This window comes from Leisingera aquaemixtae (assembly GCF_006740765.1).
Lineage (GTDB): Bacteria > Pseudomonadota > Alphaproteobacteria > Rhodobacterales > Rhodobacteraceae > Leisingera > Leisingera aquaemixtae.
Window position 1 is genome coordinate 3618743 of sequence record NZ_CP041159.1, and the last position, 19193, is coordinate 3637935.

19 protein-coding genes are annotated in these 19193 nt (G+C 67.0%); 9 read left to right on the forward strand and 10 right to left on the reverse strand.

From position 1 onward, the window contains the following. Nucleotides 1-58: 58 nt before the first annotated feature. The 5 genes from gpmI (at nt 59) to R2C4_RS19405 (ending at nt 6385) form a co-directional block, all read left to right on the forward strand. Entirely contained in the window at nt 59-1576 is a 1518-nt protein-coding gene (gpmI, locus tag R2C4_RS19385; RefSeq protein ID WP_141891868.1) for a 2,3-bisphosphoglycerate-independent phosphoglycerate mutase, read from the forward strand. Continuing rightward, the gene (locus tag R2C4_RS19390) at nt 1573-2706 is read left to right on the forward strand and encodes a murein hydrolase activator EnvC family protein (protein WP_058285393.1); all 1134 of its coding nucleotides are present in this window, start codon (nt 1573-1575) and stop codon (nt 2704-2706) included. The genes gpmI and R2C4_RS19390 overlap by 4 nt, the downstream gene beginning before the upstream one ends. A gap of 7 nt (nt 2707-2713) precedes the next feature. After that, nucleotides 2714-4051, forward strand: a complete 1338-nt coding sequence (locus R2C4_RS19395; RefSeq protein ID WP_058285505.1) for a S41 family peptidase — start codon at nt 2714-2716, stop codon at nt 4049-4051. Nucleotides 4052-4580: 529 nt separating this feature from the next. After that, a complete protein-coding gene (locus R2C4_RS19400) occupies nt 4581-5645 on the forward strand; it encodes a bifunctional transcriptional activator/DNA repair enzyme AdaA (RefSeq protein WP_141891869.1) in 1065 nt (354 codons plus the stop codon). Beyond that, nucleotides 5642-6385 (forward strand): isocitrate lyase/PEP mutase family protein, encoded by a 744-nt coding sequence (locus tag R2C4_RS19405; protein ID WP_141891870.1) that lies wholly within the window; start codon nt 5642-5644, stop codon nt 6383-6385. Before R2C4_RS19400 ends, R2C4_RS19405 begins: the two co-directional genes overlap by 4 nt. 75 nt (nt 6386-6460) lie before the next feature. Here R2C4_RS19405 and R2C4_RS19410 read toward each other — a convergent pair whose 3' ends face one another. The 3 genes from R2C4_RS19410 to R2C4_RS19420 form a co-directional block, all read right to left on the reverse strand. After that, entirely contained in the window at nt 6461-6838 is a 378-nt protein-coding gene (locus R2C4_RS19410; RefSeq protein WP_141891871.1) for a hypothetical protein, read from the reverse strand. A gap of 41 nt (nt 6839-6879) precedes the next feature. Beyond that, on the reverse strand, nt 6880-7641 hold the full coding sequence (locus tag R2C4_RS19415; protein WP_141891872.1) for a DUF6478 family protein: 762 nt from the start codon (nt 7639-7641) through the stop codon (nt 6880-6882). A gap of 92 nt (nt 7642-7733) precedes the next feature. Continuing rightward, complete coding sequence (locus tag R2C4_RS19420) at nt 7734-8486, reverse strand: hypothetical protein (protein ID WP_244940756.1); 753 nt, start codon at nt 8484-8486, stop codon at nt 7734-7736. A gap of 227 nt (nt 8487-8713) precedes the next feature. Here R2C4_RS19420 and R2C4_RS19425 point away from each other — a divergent pair, with 227 nt between their 5' ends. The 3 genes from R2C4_RS19425 (at nt 8714) to R2C4_RS19435 (ending at nt 11997) form a co-directional block, all read left to right on the forward strand. Continuing rightward, the gene (locus R2C4_RS19425; RefSeq protein WP_141891874.1) at nt 8714-9604 is read left to right on the forward strand and encodes a CPBP family intramembrane glutamic endopeptidase; all 891 of its coding nucleotides are present in this window, start codon (nt 8714-8716) and stop codon (nt 9602-9604) included. A gap of 63 nt (nt 9605-9667) precedes the next feature. Continuing rightward, a complete protein-coding gene (gene accD, locus R2C4_RS19430; protein ID WP_058285400.1) occupies nt 9668-10618 on the forward strand; it encodes an acetyl-CoA carboxylase, carboxyltransferase subunit beta in 951 nt (316 codons plus the stop codon). Between the two features lie 110 nt (nt 10619-10728). After that, entirely contained in the window at nt 10729-11997 is a 1269-nt protein-coding gene (locus tag R2C4_RS19435) for a bifunctional folylpolyglutamate synthase/dihydrofolate synthase (RefSeq protein ID WP_141891875.1), read from the forward strand. 2 nt (nt 11998-11999) lie between these two features. On the opposite strand, the gene R2C4_RS19440 is transcribed toward R2C4_RS19435, so the two are convergent. The 3 genes from R2C4_RS19440 to zapE all read right to left on the reverse strand — a co-directional run bounded on the left by R2C4_RS19440 (nt 12000) and on the right by zapE (nt 14005). Beyond that, nucleotides 12000-12452: a hypothetical protein gene (locus R2C4_RS19440; RefSeq protein ID WP_141891876.1), complete on the reverse strand. Its 453-nt coding sequence runs from the start codon at nt 12450-12452 to the stop codon at nt 12000-12002. A gap of 11 nt (nt 12453-12463) precedes the next feature. Further along, nucleotides 12464-12856, reverse strand: a complete 393-nt coding sequence (locus tag R2C4_RS19445) for a hypothetical protein (RefSeq protein WP_058285403.1) — start codon at nt 12854-12856, stop codon at nt 12464-12466. Between the two features lie 78 nt (nt 12857-12934). Then, nucleotides 12935-14005: a cell division protein ZapE gene (gene zapE / locus R2C4_RS19450; protein ID WP_141891877.1), complete on the reverse strand. Its 1071-nt coding sequence runs from the start codon at nt 14003-14005 to the stop codon at nt 12935-12937. A gap of 181 nt (nt 14006-14186) precedes the next feature. On the opposite strand from zapE, the gene R2C4_RS19455 reads away from it, so the two are divergent. Next, a complete protein-coding gene (locus R2C4_RS19455; RefSeq protein WP_141891878.1) occupies nt 14187-15431 on the forward strand; it encodes an MFS transporter in 1245 nt (414 codons plus the stop codon). Between the two features lie 125 nt (nt 15432-15556). Here R2C4_RS19455 and R2C4_RS19460 read toward each other — a convergent pair whose 3' ends face one another. The 4 genes from R2C4_RS19460 to R2C4_RS19475 are packed head-to-tail and all read right to left on the reverse strand — an operon-like array spanning nt 15557 to nt 19024. Beyond that, complete coding sequence (locus R2C4_RS19460; RefSeq protein WP_141891879.1) at nt 15557-16492, reverse strand: alpha/beta fold hydrolase; 936 nt, start codon at nt 16490-16492, stop codon at nt 15557-15559. Further along, the gene (locus R2C4_RS19465; protein ID WP_141891880.1) at nt 16489-17406 is read right to left on the reverse strand and encodes an ornithine cyclodeaminase family protein; all 918 of its coding nucleotides are present in this window, start codon (nt 17404-17406) and stop codon (nt 16489-16491) included. The genes R2C4_RS19460 and R2C4_RS19465 overlap by 4 nt, the downstream gene beginning before the upstream one ends. Before the next feature lie 29 nt (nt 17407-17435). Beyond that, complete coding sequence (locus R2C4_RS19470; protein ID WP_141891881.1) at nt 17436-18056, reverse strand: HAD family hydrolase; 621 nt, start codon at nt 18054-18056, stop codon at nt 17436-17438. 5 nt (nt 18057-18061) lie between these two features. Then, nucleotides 18062-19024 (reverse strand): DMT family transporter, encoded by a 963-nt coding sequence (locus R2C4_RS19475; RefSeq protein ID WP_141891882.1) that lies wholly within the window; start codon nt 19022-19024, stop codon nt 18062-18064. Between the last annotated feature and the right edge of the window lie 169 nt (nt 19025-19193).

The following is a 19193-nucleotide window of genomic DNA, read 5'->3' on the forward strand; positions in this document are numbered from 1 at the left end:
CCGGCGCGGCGAGGCGTTAGAAGGCTTGCGAACCTTTCCTTGCCCCGGAGTCTGACCCATGACCGCACCCAAACCCGTTGTCCTGTGCATTCTCGATGGCTGGGGCAGTGCGGAGCCGGGCAAGGCCAACGCGCCTTATCTGGCGGACACCCCCGCGTTTGACGCCATCATGGCCAAGGGGCCGAGCGCAAAGCTGATCACCCACGGGCCGGATGTGGGCTTGCCGACCGGGCAGATGGGCAACTCCGAGGTCGGCCACACCAACATCGGCGCGGGCCGGGTGGTGGCGATGGACCTGGGCCAGATCGACCTGGCGATCGAGGATGGCAGCTTCTTTGAAAACGAGGCGCTGCAGGCGTTTACCGCCAAGCTGAAGGAGACCGGCGGTGCGGCGCATCTGATGGGGCTGGTCTCGGACGGCGGCGTGCACGGGCATATCAGCCACATCCTGGCGGCGGTGAAGGCGATCACCAGTGCCGGCGTGCCGGTCTGGCTGCATGCCATCACCGACGGCCGCGACGTGGCGCCGAAATCGGCGTTCGGCTATTTCCGCGAACTGGAAGAAAAGCTGCCCGAAGGCGCGCGGATCGCCACCGTCACCGGGCGTTATTTTGCGATGGACCGCGACAACCGCTGGGGCCGCGTGAGCGAAGCCTATGACGCGATGATCCATGCCAAGGGGCGCCCGGGGCTGAACGCCCATGGCGCGGTGGACCATGCCTATAACCAATCCGAGACCGATGAATTCATCGCGGCCACCGTGCTGCAGGGCTATTCGGGGGTGAAGGACGGCGACGGGTTTTTCTGCCTGAACTTCCGCGCCGACCGGGCGCGGGAGATCCTGCGCGCCATCGGCGAGCCGGGCTTTGCGGAGTTCGATCCCGGCGCGCGGCCCAAGCTGGCGGCGCTGATGGGCATGGTGGAATATTCCGATGCTCATAATGATTACATGACCACCTGCTATCCCAAGGCGGCCATCGTCAACACGCTGGGCGAATGGGTGGCCAAACAGGGCAAGCGCCAGTTCCGCCTGGCCGAGACCGAAAAATACCCGCATGTCACCTTCTTCCTGAACGGCGGCAAGGAAGAGCCGGAGGTGGGCGAGGACCGCTTTATGCCGAAGTCGCCGAATGTGGCGACCTATGATTTGCAGCCGGAGATGAGCGCGCCGGAAGTGACGGCGAAATTCGTCGAGGCGATCGAGGCGGGCTATGACCTGATTGTCACCAACTATGCCAATCCCGACATGGTCGGCCACACCGGTGATCTGAAGGCGGCGATCCGTGCCTGCGAGGCGGTGGACCAGGGGCTGGCCCAGGTGGTTCAGGCGCTGGAGAAGGCGGGCGGCGCGATGATCGTCACCGCCGACCACGGCAATTGCGAGGTGATGGTGGACCCGGTGACCGGCGGCGCCCATACCGCCCATACGCTGAACCTGGTGCCGGCGGTGCTGGTCGGCGGGCCGGAGGGCGCGCGGCTGCGCGACGGGCGGCTGGCCGATCTGGCGCCGACCCTGCTGGAGCTTATGGGGCTGGAGAAGCCGGCCGAAATGACCGGGGAGAGCCTGCTGTCATGATCCGGCGGGCGGGCCTGTTGCTGCTGGGGCTGCTGGCGGCGCCCCTGCCGGCGGCTGCCAACCCGGCGTCCGCGGCGCGCGAGGCGGCGGCAGAGCTGGAGGCTGCCTCGGTGCAATTGCAGGAAGCCGCCAGTTCCCGCGACCGGGTGAAGGCGCTGACCTCGGCCGTGCAGGCCTATGAGGCCGGGCTGGCGGCGATGCGCGACGGCTTGCGCCGGGTGGCGCGGCGCGAGGCGCAGCTGAGCGCCCAGCTGGCGGCGCGGCAGGAGGAGGTCTCGGGGCTGTTGGGGATCATCCAGACGATTGAGACCTCGCCGCCGCCGGTCCTGATGGTGCATCCCTCCGGGCCTTTGGGCGCGGCGCGCTCCGCCATGATGCTGGCCGAGGTGACGCCGGCGCTGCACGCCAAGGCGCAGTCGCTGAAGACGGATCTGGACGAGGTGCAGAGCTTGCGGCTGCTGCAGCAGAACGCCGCCAGGACGCTGGAGGAGGGGCTGGCGGGCGTGCAGTCCGCGCGGGTGCAGCTGTCGACCGCGATTGCCGACCGCACCACGCTGCCCAAGCGCTTCACCGCCGATCCGGTGCGCACCGCGATCCTGATCTCCTCGACCGAGACGCTGTCGGGGTTTGCCGACGGGCTGGCCGAAATCGCGGATGGCGAAATCGCCGAATCCAGCGCCGATATCAGCGATCTGCGCGGCACCCTGCCGCTGCCGGTCGAAGGGCTGGTGCTGCGCGGCTACGGCGAGCGCGATGCGGCGGGGATTGCCCGCCCGGGCCTGCTGATCGCCGCCCGCCCGCGGGCGCTGGTGACCGCGCCCGCCGCCGCCACCATCCGGTACCGCGGGCCGCTTCTGGATCTGGGCAACGTGGTGATTCTGGAGCCGCAGCCGGAGACCCTGTTTGTGCTGTCCGGGCTGGCCGAGGTGTTCGGCGAGGCGGGGCAGGTGATCCCCGAGGGCACCCCCGTCGGCCTGATGAGCGGCGAAAACCCCGGGCCGGACGCAATTCTGTCAACAAGCGGTGAAGGGGGTGGAACTGACCGGACAGAAACGCTCTATATAGAAGTGAGAATGGACAACAGCCCGGTGGATCCGGAAACATGGTTCCGCACTGGAAAAGGTGGATGAAGGCTTGATGAAAAAATTTGCGATGGCCGCCCTGGGCGGCACGCTGGCAGGGATTGTCGCCACGACATATGTTGCAGGCCCCTTGCTGGCGCAGGAAGGCACGCGCGAGGCCAATGTCTATGAGCAGCTGGACCTGTTCGGCGACATCTTCGAGCGCATCCGCGCGCAATACGTCGAGGAAGTCGACGAGAAGGAGCTGATCGAGGCGGCGATCGGCGGAATGCTGACCTCGCTGGATCCGCATTCCAGCTACCTGTCGCCGGATGACGCGGCCAGCATGCGGGTGCAGACCCGCGGCGAATTCGGCGGTCTCGGGATCGAGGTCACCCAGGAAGAGGGTTTTGTCAAAGTCGTCTCCCCCATCGACGGCACCCCGGCGGATGAGGCCGGCATGGAAGCCGGCGATTTCATCACCCATGTGGACGGCGAAAGCGTGCTGGGCCTGTCGCTGGACGAGGCGGTTACCATGATGCGCGGGCCGGTCGGCTCGGAGATCGTGATCACCGTGGTGCGCGAGGGCGAGGATGAGCCGTTCGACGTCTCGATCATCCGCGACACCATCACGCTGACCGCGGTGCGCAGCCGTATCGAAGGCGATACCGTGGTGATGCGGATCACCACCTTTAACGATCAGACCACGCCGAACCTGGAAGCGGGCCTGAAGGAGCAGATCGAGGAAGCTGGCGGCCTGGATCAGGTGAACGGCATCGTTCTGGACCTGCGCAACAACCCGGGCGGCCTGCTGAACCAGGCGATCCAGGTGGCCGACAGCTTCCTGGAGTCGGGTGAGATCGTCTCCACCCGCGGCCGCGACCCGGAGGATGGCGAGCGGTTCAATGCCACCCCGGGCGATCTGGCCGACGGCAAGCCGATCGTGGTGCTGATCAACGGCGGCTCGGCCTCGGCGTCGGAAATCGTGGCGGGTGCGCTGCAGGACCACCGCCGGGCGATTGTCGTGGGCACCAAGTCGTTTGGCAAAGGATCGGTGCAGACGGTGATGCCGCTGAAGGGCGACGGCGCCATGCGCCTGACCACCGCGCGCTATTACACGCCGTCGGGCCGGTCGATCCAGGCGCTGGGCGTGTCGCCCGATATCGTGGTGGAGCAGCCCCGCCGGGTGGCCGCGACGGAGGAGGAGGAGGACGCTGCTGCCGCCCGCCGCTCCCGTTCGGAAGCCGACCTGCGCGGCCGTCTGAGCAATGACTCCCTGAGCGAGGATGAGATCCGCCAGATCGAGGAAGAGCGCGAGAAGGCCGAGAAAGCCGCCGAGCTGCGCGAGGAGGATTACCAGCTGGCCTATGCCATCGACATTCTGAAGGGGATGGTCGCGCTGGGGCCGAAGTAAACCCGCCGCAACACCGCAGCACAAAGGGGCCGTCCGGTTGGGCGGCCTTTTTTCTGTCTGCATGGCCGCCGGGTCTGGCGGGGGTGGTTGCTGTGCCGTTTAAGCGCTGTGTCCCGATGAAAGGGGGCGGCGCCGCCGGGTGGAGGTGGACAGACCCTGCGGGGGGCCTGCTCGGACAAGCTCGCTTGGACGACCCCCTTTTTATCAGGGCCGGTCTCCGGGTGTTGCGCAGGCAGCCGCACAGATGCCTGCGCCTCGTATCATGGCCCTTGCGCGGGGCCATGGCGGGTGATCTCGATCGCCTGGCAGGATGGCATAGCGGGGTGAGGATCAGGTGAAGGGGGCGTGCGGCGGGGACGCAACACCTTGCCCGGATGAAGGTGCGCAGCCCTCTGTGGAAAACGGGAAACCGAAACCAAGAGGTCCGCGTTTTCTTTTCAGGCAGCTTCGCCCGCGCCCTTGCGTCATCGCGAAAATAAACGCCCGATATCCGGCGTACTGACCGGGCGGGCTGGTCTATGCTCCGGCCATGATGTTTGACCTGCCTGATTCCAAGACCCTGTATCAAGCTTTGCTGGACCGTGACGCCGCCTATGAGGGGCGCGCCTATGTCGGCGTGACCTCCACCGGCATCTTCTGCCGGCTGACCTGCCCGGCGCGCAAGCCGAAGTTCGAGAACTGCCGGTTCCATGCCACCCCCGGCGACTGTATCGAGGCGGGGTTCCGCGCCTGCAAGCGCTGCAAGCCCTTGGCCGCTGCCGCCGGCGATGATCCGATGGTGCAGGACCTGCTGGCGCGGCTGGAGGAACGGCCGGCCTACCGCTGGGGCGAAGGCGACCTTGCCCGGCTGGGGCTGGATGCCTCGACCGTGCGGCGCGCCTTCAAGCGGCATTTCGGCATGACTTTCCTGGAGATGGCGCGGCAGCGGCGGCTGCGCGAGGGCTTTACCGCGCTGAAGGCGGGCGAGCCGGTGATTGCGGCGCAGATCGATGCGGGGTTTGAAAGCGCCAGCGCCTTTCGCGCGGCCTTTGCCAGGCTGGTGGGGATTGCGCCCGGCGCCTTCCGCAAGGATGCGCTGCTGCTGGCGGACTGGATCGACACGCCTTTGGGCGCGATGATTGCGATCAGCTGCGCCCATCAGCTGCATCTGCTGGAGTTTGCCGATCGCAAGGCGCTGCCGCGGGAGGTGGCGAAACTGCAAAAGGCGCAGCCCGGCGGTTTGGGCTTTGGCCGCCCTGCGCCGACCGAACAGATTGCCGGGGAGCTGCGCGGCTACTTTGCCGGCGCGGGCGCGGATTTCCGCACCCCGCTGGCGCTGCATGGCACCGCGTTTGAACGCGAGGTCTGGCGCTGTCTGCTGGCCATTCCGGCGGGGGAGACCCGCAGCTATTCGCAGATCGCGCGGGAGCTGGGGCGGCCTTCGGCCGCGCGGGCGGTGGCGCGGGCCAATGGCACCAACCAGCTGGCGCTGGTGGTGCCCTGCCACCGGGTGCTGTCGGCGGATGGCGCGCTGACCGGCTATGGCGGCGGCTTGTGGCGCAAGCAAAGGCTGATAGAAATTGAGACAGGCTACAGACAAAGGATTTCAGCATGACATATTCCGACCGCGCGGGAGCTTTTGCGGCGCTGCACCAGCCGGGCAATCCGGTGGTGCTTTACAACATCTGGGACACCGGCAGCGCCAAGGCGGTTGCCGGGGCCGGGGCCAAGGCGCTGGCGACCGGCAGTTTCCCGGTGGCGGCGGCGCAGGGGTTTCCCGATGGCGAGCAGATCCCGCTGGAGTTCGTGCTGGGCAATGCAGAGCGCATCGTTGCGGCCACGGATCTGCCGGTGACGATTGATTTCGAGGGCGGCTATGCCAGCGAACCGGAGCAGCTGACCGTCAATGCGACGCGGCTGGCGCACACCGGCGCGGTGGGGCTGAACTTCGAGGATCAGGTGGTCGGCACTGCGGATCTGTACGGCATCATCGAGCAGGCCCGCCGGGTGACCGCGGTGCGGGCGGCCCATGCGGATATGTTCGTCAACGCGCGCACCGATCTGTTTCTGAAGGAAAAGGATGCCGCCAAGCACGGCGCCCTGCTGTCGGAGGCGCTGGAGCGCGGGGCGGCCTATGCCGAAGCGGGCGCCAACGGCTTTTTCGTGCCGGGGCTGAGCGATCCCGACCTGATTGCCCGGGTCTGCGAGGCGAGTGCGCTGCCGGTCAACACGATGATGCGCGGCATTACGCTGGAGACCGCGCGGCAGGCGGGCGTCGCGCGCTGCAGCTACGGGCCGATCCCGCACGCGAAACTGATGCAGGTGCTGGCGGAGCAGTTTCAGGCGCTGGAGTAGGCGGCTTGGCTGTGCGTTCGATCAATTGCTGATCTTGCGCCCGGCCGGCAGGCCGGGCAGCGCCGGGACATCAATTCAGGACGTTTCCAGGCAGTGGCGGCGGAAGGCGCGCTTGAGCATGTCCAGCTCGGCGCGCAGCAGCTCCACCTCGGCGCGCAGGTCGTCGGCCACCGCCTCGCCGCCGATCAGGGTGAAATCGCCCAGCCGGGTGCTGCTGGCGGCGTCGAAGACCACGAAGGTCTGCACCCCGTCGGCCACGGCCTCAGCCGGGACCGGCACCGCCAGCGTCCATTCGCCGCCGGTCTCGCCCTCGCTGAGCCGGACGTCCTGGACCGGCTGATCCTGGAACATCACAGTAATGTCCGGCCTGGCGCCGCTGGCGGGGGCGTTGCCGATCCGGCCTTCCCAGACGCCGTTGCGGAAGCGGATTTTGGTCAGTGTCAGATCGCTCATGTCAGGTCACTCATGTCCAGTCACACATGGGGCAGGGCGGCTCAGATCGCCGCGCGGCGGTGGCGCGAGAAGGTCAGGTCGCGCAGGATCACCTGGTTCATGTCGGGCGCCTCGAAGATCAGGTCGAACCAGATCTTTTCGATCCGCTTTTCGTTCAGGCGGGAATAGGCCAGGTCGAATTCCACCACGATGTTCTTTTCCTCCATCGGCAGCTCGCGCACGATCTGTTCGGTGTTGGGGCCGTGCTGGATGTTGAGCCGGGCGAAGATCTCGATCGGCTTTTCAGACTCGATGATGCTGTCCACCCGCAGGAGGTGCTGGCGGGTCATGCCGGTGGCGGCTTCGGGCGGCAGGTCAATGACCAGCGACAGGAAGGAGCCGTCGAATTTGAACACGTCCATGCGCAGCCCGAAGGGGGCGAGATCCTCCTCGCGGGTGTTGCGGAGCTGGCGCAGGGTCAGTTCGGAGAAGGCGCAGTCGTGGAACAGCTGCACCTCATCGCCCAGCCGCGCCTTGGGCGGGGCCGAGGCCAGACCGCGTTCGGGCAGGGGGCCGCGCCACAGCTCCGGGCGCCAGGACCAGTCGGTGCCATGCGGGCGCGGAAAGAAGGAAGAGCCGATCTGCGGCAGCGCCAGGCGGCCGTCGGCGGTGTGAATGAGCCGGTCCAGATGGGTGCGCAGCTGGCGGGCCTGGTTGCGCTGGCGGCGCAGCTCCGCCAGCGGTGCGCGCGCCGAGTCCTCAGCCGCTGCGCGCCAGCGGCGCAGGCTGCGCAGATGCATCAGCCGGTCCAAAATCCTGCCCATCGTGCTCTCTCTTGCCTGTTCGAGGTCTTGCTGGCCTGTCCGGCCCCGGCGCGGCTGGCCGCGGGGGCTGGCGGCAGTGTAACCGGGCCGCGCTATTGAAATAAACCGGCAATCCGCTGGCTGAGCCCGCGTTTTTTGCGGGGGGCGGCCGCTTTGGCCCCCGTATCAGGGCCTGCGGGTCGGAACCGGGGCCGCAGCGCTGCGGGTGCGGCTGCTGCCGGGGCCTGCGCGGCCTGCGCCTGTTCCAGGGCCGGCAAGGTGGAGGCCTCCAGCGTGCGGTGGGCCGCCTCGTTCAGCAGGGCGGCGCCATGGCTACCGAGGGCGCTGCTGCCATCGGGCGCGTAAAGCGCCAGCGCGATCAGGTGGCGGTCCAGCACAAAGGCGCCGCGCCAGTGCACCGGGCTGGCGCCCTTTGCCACGGCCTGAGGGAATTCCAGCCGCACCAGCGGCAGCAGCTGGTCCTCGCGGCTTTCCAGCAGCCGGGCGCCGGGGAACATGGCGGCGATGTCGCTGGCCCGCGGCGCCAGGGCGTTCTGCCTGGCGGGGCCGATGGAGGCGGTCAGCACCGCCGCCTTGCGGGCGCCGAACCAGCCGCGCCCTTCCAGGCGGCTGCAATGGGCGATCAGGGCAAAGCCGCCGCCGGCCTGCGGCAGGCTGCTGCGGCGGTCGAAACAGTAGCCTGCCGGCGCGGCCAGCATTACCTCGCCGTTGGCAAAGGGCATCACCTGGCCGTCCTTCCGGGCAACGGGGTCTGCGCTGCGGGCGGCAAAGGACAGCTCCTGCGGCGCAGGGCTGCAGGCGGTCAGCAGCGCACCGGTCAGCGCCGCGGCAACGGCCTTGGCCATTTGCCCAAAGATCGGCGCCTTTCCGCCGTCTGGCGGAAAAGGCGCGGGTTTTCCGCTGGTTGTTCTGCTCACTTCTGCCCCTGCCGGTCTTGTTTTTTCCCAAATTCATAGCGGGCGGGCGCGCAGACGGGCAAGAGCGAACCGGTCCCGGGCACCGGTGCCTTGCCTTGGCGTTGCAGCAATGCATAACGTTGGCGCACCTTGCCGCCACCCGGTCCGGAGGAACCATGCTGCACAGTCACAGCTACAGAGCGCATGAGGCCTTGGTGCGGTTTGCCCGGGTGCAGCCGCAGCTGTGGCGGCTGATGCTGGGGCTGGTGCTGGTGGCGGCGGTCAGTTTTGCGATGACGGCAGCGCTGCAGGTGACGGTGGCGGGGCTGTTCCCCGGCGCCTGGCTGCAAGGGCTGGCCGATGGCAGCAATCCGGGCGCGATGCTGGTGCTTTTGGGCAGCTTTGCCTTCCTGTCGCTGGGGGTGGCGATGGCGGCGCGGCTGTTCCATCAGCGCAGCTTTGCCACCGTGACCGGGCATCTGCGGCCGCTGGTGCGGCAGTTCGGCCGCGTCAGCCTGTACCTGCTGGGCCTCGGCCTGCTGCTGATGACCCTGCCGCCCTATGGCATGGGCCCGCCGATGACCCCGAACCTGCCGTTCTGGACCTGGCTGGGCATCCTGCCGCTGTCCGCCGCCGCGGTCCTGGTGCAGACCGGGTCTGAGGAAATCCTGTTCCGCGGCTATATCCAGCAGGCGCTGGCGGCGCGGTTCCGCAGCCCCGTGGTCTGGCTGGTGGTGCCCTCGGCGCTGTTTGCGCTGGGCCACTACCTGCCCGCCGACGCCGGGGAGAATGCGCTGCTGATCACCGCCTGGGCCGGGCTGTTCGGGCTGCTGATGGCGGACCTGACGGCGCGGGCCGGCACCCTGGGCCCGGCGATGGCGGTGCATTTCTTCAACAACGCCGCAGCACTCCTGCTGTTTGCCTCGCCGACCAGCCTGAACGGGCTGGCGTTGTACCTGATCCCCTTCGATATGGGCGACACCGGCAACCTGCGCCCGTGGATGGCCGTCGACTTTGCGCTGATGCTGGTCAGCTGGCTGACAGCACGGCTTGCCATACGCCGCTGATTGCAATTGCGGCAAATGCGCCTTATCTGGGGGGCAAACCGCGCCCCCGGAGAGGCAAGCAATATGAACTGGATCACCAACTACGTCCGGCCCAAGATCAACTCGATCTTTTCGCGCCGCGAAGTGCCCGAGAACCTGTGGCAGAAGTGCGATGAATGCGGCACCATGCTGTTTCACCGCGAGCTGAGCGACAATCAGAACGTCTGCACCAGCTGCGGCCACCACATGCATATCTCGCCGCGCGACCGTTTCACCGCGCTGTTTGACGGCGGCGTGTTCACCGAGGTCGCGGTGCCGGAGCCGCTGACCGATCCGCTGAAGTTCAAGGATCAGAAGAAATACCCGGAGCGGATCAAGGCCGCGCAGAAGAAGACCGGCGAGAAGGAAGCGATGCTGGTCGCCGCGGGCGAGATCGGCCGCACGCCGATCATCGCCGCCGCGCAGGACTTCTCCTACATGGGCGGCTCGATGGGCATGTATGTGGGCAACGCCATCATCGCCGCGGCGGAGGAAGCCGTGAAGCTGGGCCGCCCGCTGGTCTTGTTCTCTGCGGCCGGCGGCGCCCGGATGCAGGAAGGCATCCTGTCGCTGATGCAGATGCCGCGCACCACCGTTGCGGTGGAAATGCTGAAAGAGGCGGGCCTGCCCTATATCGTGGTGCTGACCCATCCAACCACCGGCGGGGTGACGGCGTCTTATGCGATGCTGGGCGATGTGCATATCGCCGAGCCGAACGCGCTCATCTGCTTTGCGGGCCCCCGGGTGATCGAGCAGACCATCCGCGAGAAGCTGCCCGACGGCTTCCAGCGGGCCGAGTACCTGCTGGACCACGGCATGCTGGACCGGGTGACCCCGCGCACCGAAATGCGCCAGGAGCTGATCACCATCATCCGGATGCTGATGGGCCTGCCGCCGCAGGTGGTGGGCGATCTGCCGGTGCCGGAGAAGGAAGAGGCGCCCAAGGCCGCAAATGCGCCGGCCGATGGCGCTCCCAGTGAAGAAGCTGCCGAGTAACCCGGCCTATAGTGAATCGCCTGGCCGCCTGGCCGGGCCGCGCCCGTCCTTTTCAGGGCGGGCGCTGTTTTTTGCCACCCAAGACTTTCCGATCTGACAGGACCAGGCTGATGACCCAGACCTCCGACGCGATCCTCGCCCGCATGATGGCGCTGCACCCCAAGATCATCGACCTGACGCTGGACCGGGTCTGGCGGCTGCTGGAAGCGCTGGACAACCCGCAGGACAAGCTGCCGCCGGTGATCCATCTGGCGGGCACCAACGGCAAAGGCTCGACCCAGGCGATGATCCGGGCGGGGCTGGAGGGGATGGGCAAGCGCGTTCATGCCTATACCTCGCCGCATCTGGCGCGCTTTCACGAGCGGATCCGGCTGGCGGGCGAGCTGATCTCGGAAGAGCATCTCACCGAGGTGCTGGACGAGTGCTATGCCAGGAACGGCGGCGAAAACATCACCTATTTCGAGATCACCACGGTGGCGGGGCTGCTGGCGTTTTCCCGCACGCCTGCGGATTACACGCTGCTGGAGGTCGGCCTGGGCGGGCGGCTGGATGCGACCAATGTGATCACCCCGGCGCTCAGCGTGATCACCCCGGTTTCGATTGACCATGAACAGTTCCTGGGCAACACGCTGGCGAAGATCGCAGGCGAAAAGGCGGGCATCATCAAGCGCGGCGTGCCGGTTGTGGTTGGCCCGCAGCCTGACGAGGCGATGGAGGTGATCGAGGCCACTGCTGCACGCCTCGGCGCGCCGCTGATCGCCTATGGCCAGCACTGGCATGTCTGGGAGGAGCGCGGGAGGCTGGTGTTTCAGGACGAAACCGGCCTCTTGGATTTGCCGCTGCCGGTTCTGCTGGGCGCGCATCAGATCCAGAACGCCGGTGCGGCGCTGGCGGCGCTGCGCCATCTGGGTGCCGATGAGGCGGCTTGCGAAGCGGCGATGCTGCACGCCGAATGGCCCGCGCGGATGCAGAAACTGAAGACCGGCCCGCTGGTTGAGGCCGCGCCGGAGGCGGAGCTGTGGCTGGACGGCGGCCACAACGCCGCGGCGGGCGTGGCGCTGGCGGATGTTCTGGCCAAGCTGCCGGAGCGCCCCACGCATCTGATCTGCGGCATGCTGAACACCAAGGATGTGCGCGGCTACATGGCCCCGCTGGCCCCGCATGTTGCAAGCCTGACGGCGATCTCGATCCCCGATGAGGTGAACACGCTGAGCGCCGGGGAGACCGAGGCCGCGGCCAGATCGGTGGGCATCGAGGCGGGCACTTCGGAAAGCCCGCTGGCGGCGCTGCAGGCGATCATCGCCAGGGACCCGCAGGCGCGGGTGCTGATCTGCGGCTCGCTGTATCTGGCCGGCCACATCCTGCGCGAAAACGGCTGATCCTAGGATTCGGGCGGTGCGTTGTGCGAAAGCAGCCGCGCCTCCAGCAGGCGCTGTGCCTGATCAATAATGCACAAGCGGGTGTTTGAGCGGTTGTTGTGGCGCACAAGTTTGACCGCGCCCGCGAGTGTGGCCAGAGATCCGGCGCCGCCCACCCAGAGGCCGACCAGAGCAGGCACACCGGTGACGGGCGCCGTCAGTCCGACGCCGATCACTATTGCCGTGACGCCGATGCCAGTGATTACATAGTCGGAGAGCGGCGGCGCCTTCTCGTTTTCCCGCGCCCGGGCCTGAGCCAGGAACTGCCGCCACCCTTCCACTTCCTCATAATCCCATTCGGCACGCGGGCGGTCAGTGCCGCTCCATTCCAGAATCTGCGAGGGATCCGCCGACAGCATGCCGACGCCATCGTCCAGGTCCTCGGGGCTGAAGGCATCGGGCTGCGGCAGACGCACGGAAACGCGGCCTAGCTGGCTTGGCGCAGGCTGCGGAGTTTGGATTTGACTTTTGCTGCGCCCTTGGCCGCACCCTCAGGAGAGCTGGCCTCCGGCGCCTGTTCTGCAATCAGCTTGGCAATGCGCCGGGAGGTTTCCTGAGCAACAAGGGCCTGGCGCCGTTTGCGGTATCTGGATGACACGGCGGCGATCAGGCTGACCGCCGCGGCCAGGATCAGGACGGCGGGCACCGCGACCAGAGGATCGGGTGCAGGTTTGTAGGCGGCAACAAAAACGAGGCTGGCAACGATGCCGGAAGCGGCACCGCCAAGGGTTGCCAGGACGTCCTGCCAGGTGGAGCTGTACATCTCGCGCCCGCAGGCGGCCTGTGCGTCGGTCCAGCGCGGGCTTGTTTGGGTGGTCATGATCAACCTCCGTTCAGGCCGCCAAGGATAAGCGCGACACGCGAAGATTGCAATCTCCCCGGCCGTGGCGGCCGGAAGTTACCCGCCGCTTCCCCAGTCCTTGTCCTGCATTTCCCTGAGGCGCGAGGCGGTGCGTTCGAATTCAAAGGTGCCTTCGCCCTCAACATAAAGCATCTCGGGCTGCGCCGCCGCCGAACAGATTAGCCGCACCTTGGCCTCATACAAAGCGTCGATCAGGGTGACGAACCGCTTGGCCTCGTTGAAGTTGTTGCGCGAGAGGCGGGGGATGTCCTCCATCACCAGCACTTTCACTTCCTCGGCGATGGCGAGGTAGTCGCCCGGCCCCAGCATCTTGCCGCACAAGTCATAGAACGTGGCCCGCGCCACGCCGTTGCGGAAGGCGGGCAGGGTGACTTCGCGGCCCTTCACCTCCAGCGTCAGCGGCTGCGCCGGGCCGCCCGAGAGATCCTCCCAGATCGCGCGGATCTGGGCGCGGGCCTCTGCGTCCACCGGCGAGAAATAGACCTGCGCGCCGGTCAGCCGGTCCTGGCGGTAATCGGTGGCGCTGGCCATCTCATGCACGTCCATCTGCGCCTTGATCAGGCCGATGAAGGGCAGGAACAGCTGCCGGTTCAGGCCGTTCTTATAAAGGTCGTCCGGCACCCGGTTGGAGGTGGTGATCACGGTGACCCCGCCGGCAAACAGCGCCTCGAACAGGCGGCCGACGATCATCGCGTCGGTGATGTCGGTGATCTGCATCTCGTCAAAGGCCAGCAGCCGCACCGACTCCGCCACGCCCTTGGCCACCGGCGCCAGCGCGTCCTCCACCCCGTTCTTGCGGGCTTCGTGCATCTGGGCGTGGATTTCCTGCATGAAGGCGTGGAAATGCACCCGGCGCGCGGGGATGCCGTCGAGGCTGTCGACAAACAGGTCCATCAGCATCGACTTGCCGCGGCCGACACCGCCCCAGAGGTAGAGCCCCTTGACCGGCTCATATTCCGCCTTGCGGAAAAAGCCGCGTTTCACCGGCGGCGCCCTGAGGCCTTCGGCAATGCGGTCGAAATGGGGAAGCACGGCTTCCTGCGCCGGGTCCGGCTTCAGGTCGCCTGCGTCAATCTTCTGCCGGTACAGCGTGGTCAGATGGGTCATGGGAGAAGGGATAGCGCGGGGCGCGGGGGATGGGAAGCGGGGCAATCAAGATTGAAACAGCGGCGGGTCCGGGGAGTTTGTGCGCCTCGCATCAAATATTCTTAATCATGTGCGCAAAATTCCTGATTTGACCGGCCGGCAAATTTCCCTGAGTGTTCCGCAGCTTGTCAGGAGAAAGCCGATGGACCGTTCCGCGCCGCTGTTTACCCCCGTTTTGATCGTGGGCTGCATCATCATCATGGTGAGCTTTGCGGTGCGCGCGTCGTTTGGCGTGTTCCAGATCCCGATTGCCGAGGAGTTCGGCTGGCTGCGGTCGGAGTTCTCATTGGCGATTGCCATTCAGAACCTGGCCTGGGGCATCGGGCAGCCCATTTTCGGCGCCATTGCCGAGAAGATCGGCGACCGCAAGGCGATTGTCATGGGGGCCATCGTCTATGCCGCAGGCCTTGTGCTGAGCGCCTGGTCCACGACGCCGTTTGAGATGCAGGCCTATGAGTGGCTGGTGGGGTTTGGCATTGCGGGCACCGGGTTTGGCGTCGTGCTGGCGGTTGTGGGGCGGGCAAGTTCCGATGAGAACCGCTCGATGTCGCTGGCGGTGGTCACCGCTGCCGGCTCGGCGGGGCAGATTTTCGGGGCGCCGGCGGCGGAGTGGATGCTGGGCTTCCTCAGCTGGCAGAGCGTGTTCCTGATTTTTGCCGGTGTGGTGCTGGCGCTTATCCTGACCTTGCCGCTGATGCGGGCGCCGGAAGCGGCCAGCAAGGCGGAGCTGGAAGAGAGCATGGGCGCGATCCTGATGAAGGCGTTCAAGGATCCGTCCTATACGCTGATCTTCCTGGGCTTTTTCAGCTGCGGCTATCAGCTGGGCTTTATCACCGCGCATTTCCCGGCCTTCGTGACCGAGATGTGCGGGCCGATCCTGCCGGGCGGGGCGCTGCATGCGATCGGGATCACCACCACCTCGGCGCTGGGGGCGGCGGCGATTTCGCTGATCGGGGCGGCCAATGTAGGGGGTACGCTGCTGGCGGGCTATCTGGGCAAGCGGTATTCCAAGAAATACCTGCTGGCGGCGATCTATACCGGGCGGACTATTGCGGCGGCAGCCTTCATCCTGTTCCCGGTCACGCCGCTGAGCGTCATCGTCTTCTCGGTCGCGATGGGGTCGTTGTGGCTGGCGACGGTGCCGCTGACCTCGGGCCTGGTCGCGCATATCTACGGGCTGCGCTACATGGGCACGCTGTACGGCATCGTGTTCTTCAGCCACCAGCTGGGCAGTTTTCTGGGCGTCTGGCTGGGCGGGCGGATGTATGACACCTATGGCGATTACACCATGGTCTGGTGGATCGGTGTGGCGGTCGGGGCGTTCAGCGCGATTGTGCATCTGCCGGTGAAGGAACGGCCGCTGCCGCCGGCGGCGCTGGCGGCATAACGCCAGCGGTCTGTTCCGGGGCTTCGGCGGGACCGGGGCCGGCCCGCTGCCATTGGGCTTGAACCAATGGCGCACCAATGGCAGCCCCCGGAGTATTTCCGGAAAGATGAAACTGGCGGGTTGGGTCAGCCGAGGCCGCGGCGGTGGTTTTGGGCGATGATCTCCAGCACCTCATCGGTGTGGGTATAGGGCAGGCCGTGGCCTGCGCCCGCGATTTCCTCCTGCCGGACCGAGCGGGCGCGTTCGGCCAGGCGGCCGGGGGAGGTCGGCGGGATCACCGCGTCCTCCTGGCCCCAGATGGCCAGGGCCGGCACACCCTTGCTGTGCAGGCTGCGCAGCTCTTCGGTGAAATCCTGGTTCAGGATGCCGCGCAGCGAGGCGAGCACCGCGGGAATGAAGCCGCGGTAGCGCAGCTCCTGCTGCTGCAAAGCGGTGATGCCGGGGATGGAGGAGGGCAGATTGCGCCCGGCCCGGGTGCCGCGGATGTGCAGGGCCGGGTAGAGGGCGTGCATCAGCCAGTCTCCGATCAGGGGAACATCGCGGATGATCCGGGTGAGCCGGTCCGGGCTGCGGCCGAAGCCGGCCGGGGCGAGCAGGATCAGCTCGCGCAGGCGGCCGGGATGGGCGGCGGCAAAGGCGGTGGCGATGGCGCCGCCCATGGAATAGCCGATCAGGGTAACGTCATTACCCGCCTCCTGATCCGCCAGCAGCTCCTCCAGCTGGGTGAGGAAGAAGGCGCGGTCCTGCGGGCCGCCGGGCCGGTCCGAGAAGCCGCGCCCGTAGAGGTCGTAGGTCAGCACCCGGTAGCCCATGGCGGCCAGACCCCAGGCGACGCCGTTCCAGACATAGGAAGGCGTGGTGAGCCCGTGAACGCAGACCGCAACGGGGCCGCGCAACGGCCCCTGCCAGCGGTAATGGGTGAGGCCGCCGGAAAGCCGGGCAAAGGCGCCGGGCGCGGTTTGCCGCGCCGCCGCGTTCATCGGCTTGCGCAGCCGTTCGCGCAGCGGCGGGGCAAGGATCAGGATCAGAAGGGCTGCCGCGGAAAGCAGCAGCCAGGTCATGGCTTGCTCTGCCACTTCTGCAGGATGTGGTGGCTGGTCATCAGGTCCAAGTGGGCGCCGCCGCCGTTCTTGAACAGGGTGATCCGGGACGGGTCATAGGCCGGGAAGCTGTCCAGGGCGTAGAAATCGGCCAGCACGTCGCTGCGCTGGATGGTGCCTGCGGCCAGCGGGATCTTGAATTCGCCGATGTGGTCGAGGGTGGTGTCGAAGCTGTCGCAGTAGATCTGCGCGCGTTTCAGCGCCGCGTCATCGGCCTCGCGCATGTCGGGGCGGTAGGCGCCGATCATGTTGAGGTGCTGGCCCGGGCGGAGCCAGCCGCCCTGGATCACCGGCTGGGACGACATGGTGCAGGTGACGATGATGTCGGCAGCCTTGACGGCGGGTTCCAGATCGGGCGCGTGGTTGGTGCCGGGATACTGGGCGCAAAGCTCCTGCGCCTTGGAGGCGGTGCGGTTCCAGACGCGGATCTGCGCCTGCGGGAAACCGGCCCCGAACGCCTCAATGAGAGACGCGCCGACGGTTCCGGCGCCGACGATCAGCACCTCCTGCGCGTCGGGGTTGGCCAGCCGCAAGGCGCCGAGCAGGCTGTCGCCGGCGGTCTTCCACTTGGTGACGAGGTGGAAGTCGACGAGGGCTTCAAGGGTGCCGTCGGTGTCGGAGTAGAGGCAGACGGAGCCGTTGACCATCGGCTTGCCCGCGTCCGGGTTGCGCGGGAAGATGTTGGCGGTTTTCACCGCCAGGCCCAGCCCGTCGATCCAGGCGGAGCGGCTGAGCAGCGTGTCGGGGTCGCGGTAGAGGAAGGTATCGCCGATCTCTGCCTTGGGCAGATTGTGGCTGGCGGCCAGCGCATCAGTGAAGCTGACCCAATCGAGCAGCGCCTCGCCCTCTTCAAAGGGGATGAACGGGATGGTCATGTGCCTGTTGTCCTTCTGCATGTGCCGTCTCAGGCGGCCTCTTGGTCTGTCAGCAGCCCGGCCTGCACCAGCCGGGCCGCGAAGGGCGCGGGGGCGGTGAACAGATGGGTCTGCCAGCCGCGCGCACGGGCGGCCTCGATGTTTTCGGGGCGGTCGTCGGTGAACAGCAGATGCTGCGGCGCCACCCCGGTTTCGCGTTCGAGAATGGCATAGATTTCCGGCTCTGGCTTGACGCATTTCAGATGCGCGGAGACAAATGTGCGGTCAAAGCCACGCAGGAAGGGGTAGGTTTCGCAGGCCAGCTCAAACGTCTCCGCCCCGAAGTTGCTGAGGGCAAAAACGGGCGTGCCGCGCGCCTGCAGCGCCTGCATCAGGCGGACGGTGCGGGGGATAGCGCGCGGCACCATCTGCAGCCAGCAATCGTGCCACCAGCGGATTTCCACGGCCCAGTCCGGGTGCTGGTCCGCCAGCGCATAGACGCTGCCGCGGAAGGGGTGGCCGCGGTCGACGTTCAGATTCATTTCGTGCAGGGGGACCTGTTCGAACAGCTGGCGGCGGCGGGCTTCGCCGATGCGGCTGTCGTAGAAGCGTTCCGGCTCCCACTCGATCAGCACGCGGCCGATGTCGAAGACGACGGCTTTGATGGGCATCGCGGTCATCCTTCTGCGCGCGGGCGGGGCCGCGGGGCGGGGCGGTTGCGGCGGGTCTCGCGCCAGACGGAGACCAGGCCGGAGGCGATGATCAGGGCGCTGCCGGCCCAGACCGCCGGATCCGGCCATTCGTTGAAGATCAAAACACCCCAGAGGACCGACATCGGCATCGCGATGTACTCAAAAGGCGCGGCCAGTGCGGCCTCGTTCATGCGGTAGGCCTGGCTGACCAGGTAGCCGCCGATGGAGCCGGCCAAGCCGACCCCGATCAGGTAGGGCCAGTCCTGGGGGGCAGGCCAGATCCAGGCGCGCAGGAGGAAGCCGAAGGCGGGGCTGCCGCCGGTGGCAAAGCGGCCGTCGCCAAAGATCAGCCCGGCCAGGGCGCTGAGGATCAGGAAGCCCATCATCGGGTAGAAGGCGAGCGTCGCGCCGGCCTCTGTCCCGCCTGCGCGGCGGGTCAGCACGTGCAGGGTGGCATAGCCGCAGGCGCCGAGGAGCGGCAGGATGGCGGCGGGCTGGAAGCTGCCGGGGCCGGGGCGCATGATGATCAGCACGCCCAGAAAACCGGCAAAGACCGCGCCCCAGCGCCAGGGGCCGGGGCGCTCGCCCAGGAACAGCGCTGACAGGGCGGTGACGATCAGCGGGGTGGCAAAGGCGATGGCCACAGCCTCGGCCAGCGGCAGGATGGCGATTCCGGTGAAGAAGAAGATGTTGGCAAAGAACACCACAAGGCAGCGCGCGAGGTGCAGCTTGGGCTGGTGGGTGCGCAACAGGTGGTAGCCGCCCTCAAGCGGCACGATGATGGCCAGCATCACTGCCACCGCGATGACGGAGCGGAACAGGACGACCTCGTACAGCGGGTAATCGCCGGACAGGAATTTGAAGATCATGTCGATGACGGAGAAGGCAATGCCTGCGCCTGCCGCGGCAAACAGGCCGGGGACGCTGACTTTGACCTCTGCGTTCATCTGTGCCGCCTCCTGCTCCCTGAGTTTGATCAGTGGCGGATTTGGTGTGGCCGGGCAATGGGAGGGGGCGTAAAAATGCAATTTTTCCGGGCAAAATTCCGGGCCGGAATTTTGGGCCGCAGAACGCTGAGTGGCAGCTGTGGGAAAAGGCTTAGTGATTTGCTGAGAA

What these genes read in the sequence shown, in the direction of transcription:
- gpmI (WP_141891868.1), top strand. Translation starts at nt 59, where the DNA reads ATGACCGCACCCAAACCCGTTGTCCTGTGCATTCTCGATGGCTGGGGC.
- R2C4_RS19390 (WP_058285393.1), top strand. Translation starts at nt 1,573, where the DNA reads ATGATCCGGCGGGCGGGCCTGTTGCTGCTGGGGCTGCTGGCGGCGCCC.
- R2C4_RS19395 (WP_058285505.1), top strand. Translation starts at nt 2,714, where the DNA reads ATGAAAAAATTTGCGATGGCCGCCCTGGGCGGCACGCTGGCAGGGATT.
- R2C4_RS19400 (WP_141891869.1), top strand. Translation starts at nt 4,581, where the DNA reads ATGATGTTTGACCTGCCTGATTCCAAGACCCTGTATCAAGCTTTGCTG.
- R2C4_RS19405 (WP_141891870.1), top strand. Translation starts at nt 5,642, where the DNA reads ATGACATATTCCGACCGCGCGGGAGCTTTTGCGGCGCTGCACCAGCCG.
- R2C4_RS19410 (WP_141891871.1), bottom strand. Translation starts at nt 6,838, where the DNA reads ATGAGCGATCTGACACTGACCAAAATCCGCTTCCGCAACGGCGTCTGG.
- R2C4_RS19415 (WP_141891872.1), bottom strand. Translation starts at nt 7,641, where the DNA reads ATGGGCAGGATTTTGGACCGGCTGATGCATCTGCGCAGCCTGCGCCGC.
- R2C4_RS19420 (WP_244940756.1), bottom strand. Translation starts at nt 8,486, where the DNA reads ATGGCCAAGGCCGTTGCCGCGGCGCTGACCGGTGCGCTGCTGACCGCC.
- R2C4_RS19425 (WP_141891874.1), top strand. Translation starts at nt 8,714, where the DNA reads ATGCTGCACAGTCACAGCTACAGAGCGCATGAGGCCTTGGTGCGGTTT.
- accD (WP_058285400.1), top strand. Translation starts at nt 9,668, where the DNA reads ATGAACTGGATCACCAACTACGTCCGGCCCAAGATCAACTCGATCTTT.
- R2C4_RS19435 (WP_141891875.1), top strand. Translation starts at nt 10,729, where the DNA reads ATGACCCAGACCTCCGACGCGATCCTCGCCCGCATGATGGCGCTGCAC.
- R2C4_RS19445 (WP_058285403.1), bottom strand. Translation starts at nt 12,856, where the DNA reads ATGACCACCCAAACAAGCCCGCGCTGGACCGACGCACAGGCCGCCTGC.
- zapE (WP_141891877.1), bottom strand. Translation starts at nt 14,005, where the DNA reads ATGACCCATCTGACCACGCTGTACCGGCAGAAGATTGACGCAGGCGAC.
- R2C4_RS19455 (WP_141891878.1), top strand. Translation starts at nt 14,187, where the DNA reads ATGGACCGTTCCGCGCCGCTGTTTACCCCCGTTTTGATCGTGGGCTGC.
- R2C4_RS19460 (WP_141891879.1), bottom strand. Translation starts at nt 16,492, where the DNA reads ATGACCTGGCTGCTGCTTTCCGCGGCAGCCCTTCTGATCCTGATCCTT.
- R2C4_RS19465 (WP_141891880.1), bottom strand. Translation starts at nt 17,406, where the DNA reads ATGACCATCCCGTTCATCCCCTTTGAAGAGGGCGAGGCGCTGCTCGAT.
- R2C4_RS19470 (WP_141891881.1), bottom strand. Translation starts at nt 18,056, where the DNA reads ATGCCCATCAAAGCCGTCGTCTTCGACATCGGCCGCGTGCTGATCGAG.
- R2C4_RS19475 (WP_141891882.1), bottom strand. Translation starts at nt 19,024, where the DNA reads ATGAACGCAGAGGTCAAAGTCAGCGTCCCCGGCCTGTTTGCCGCGGCA.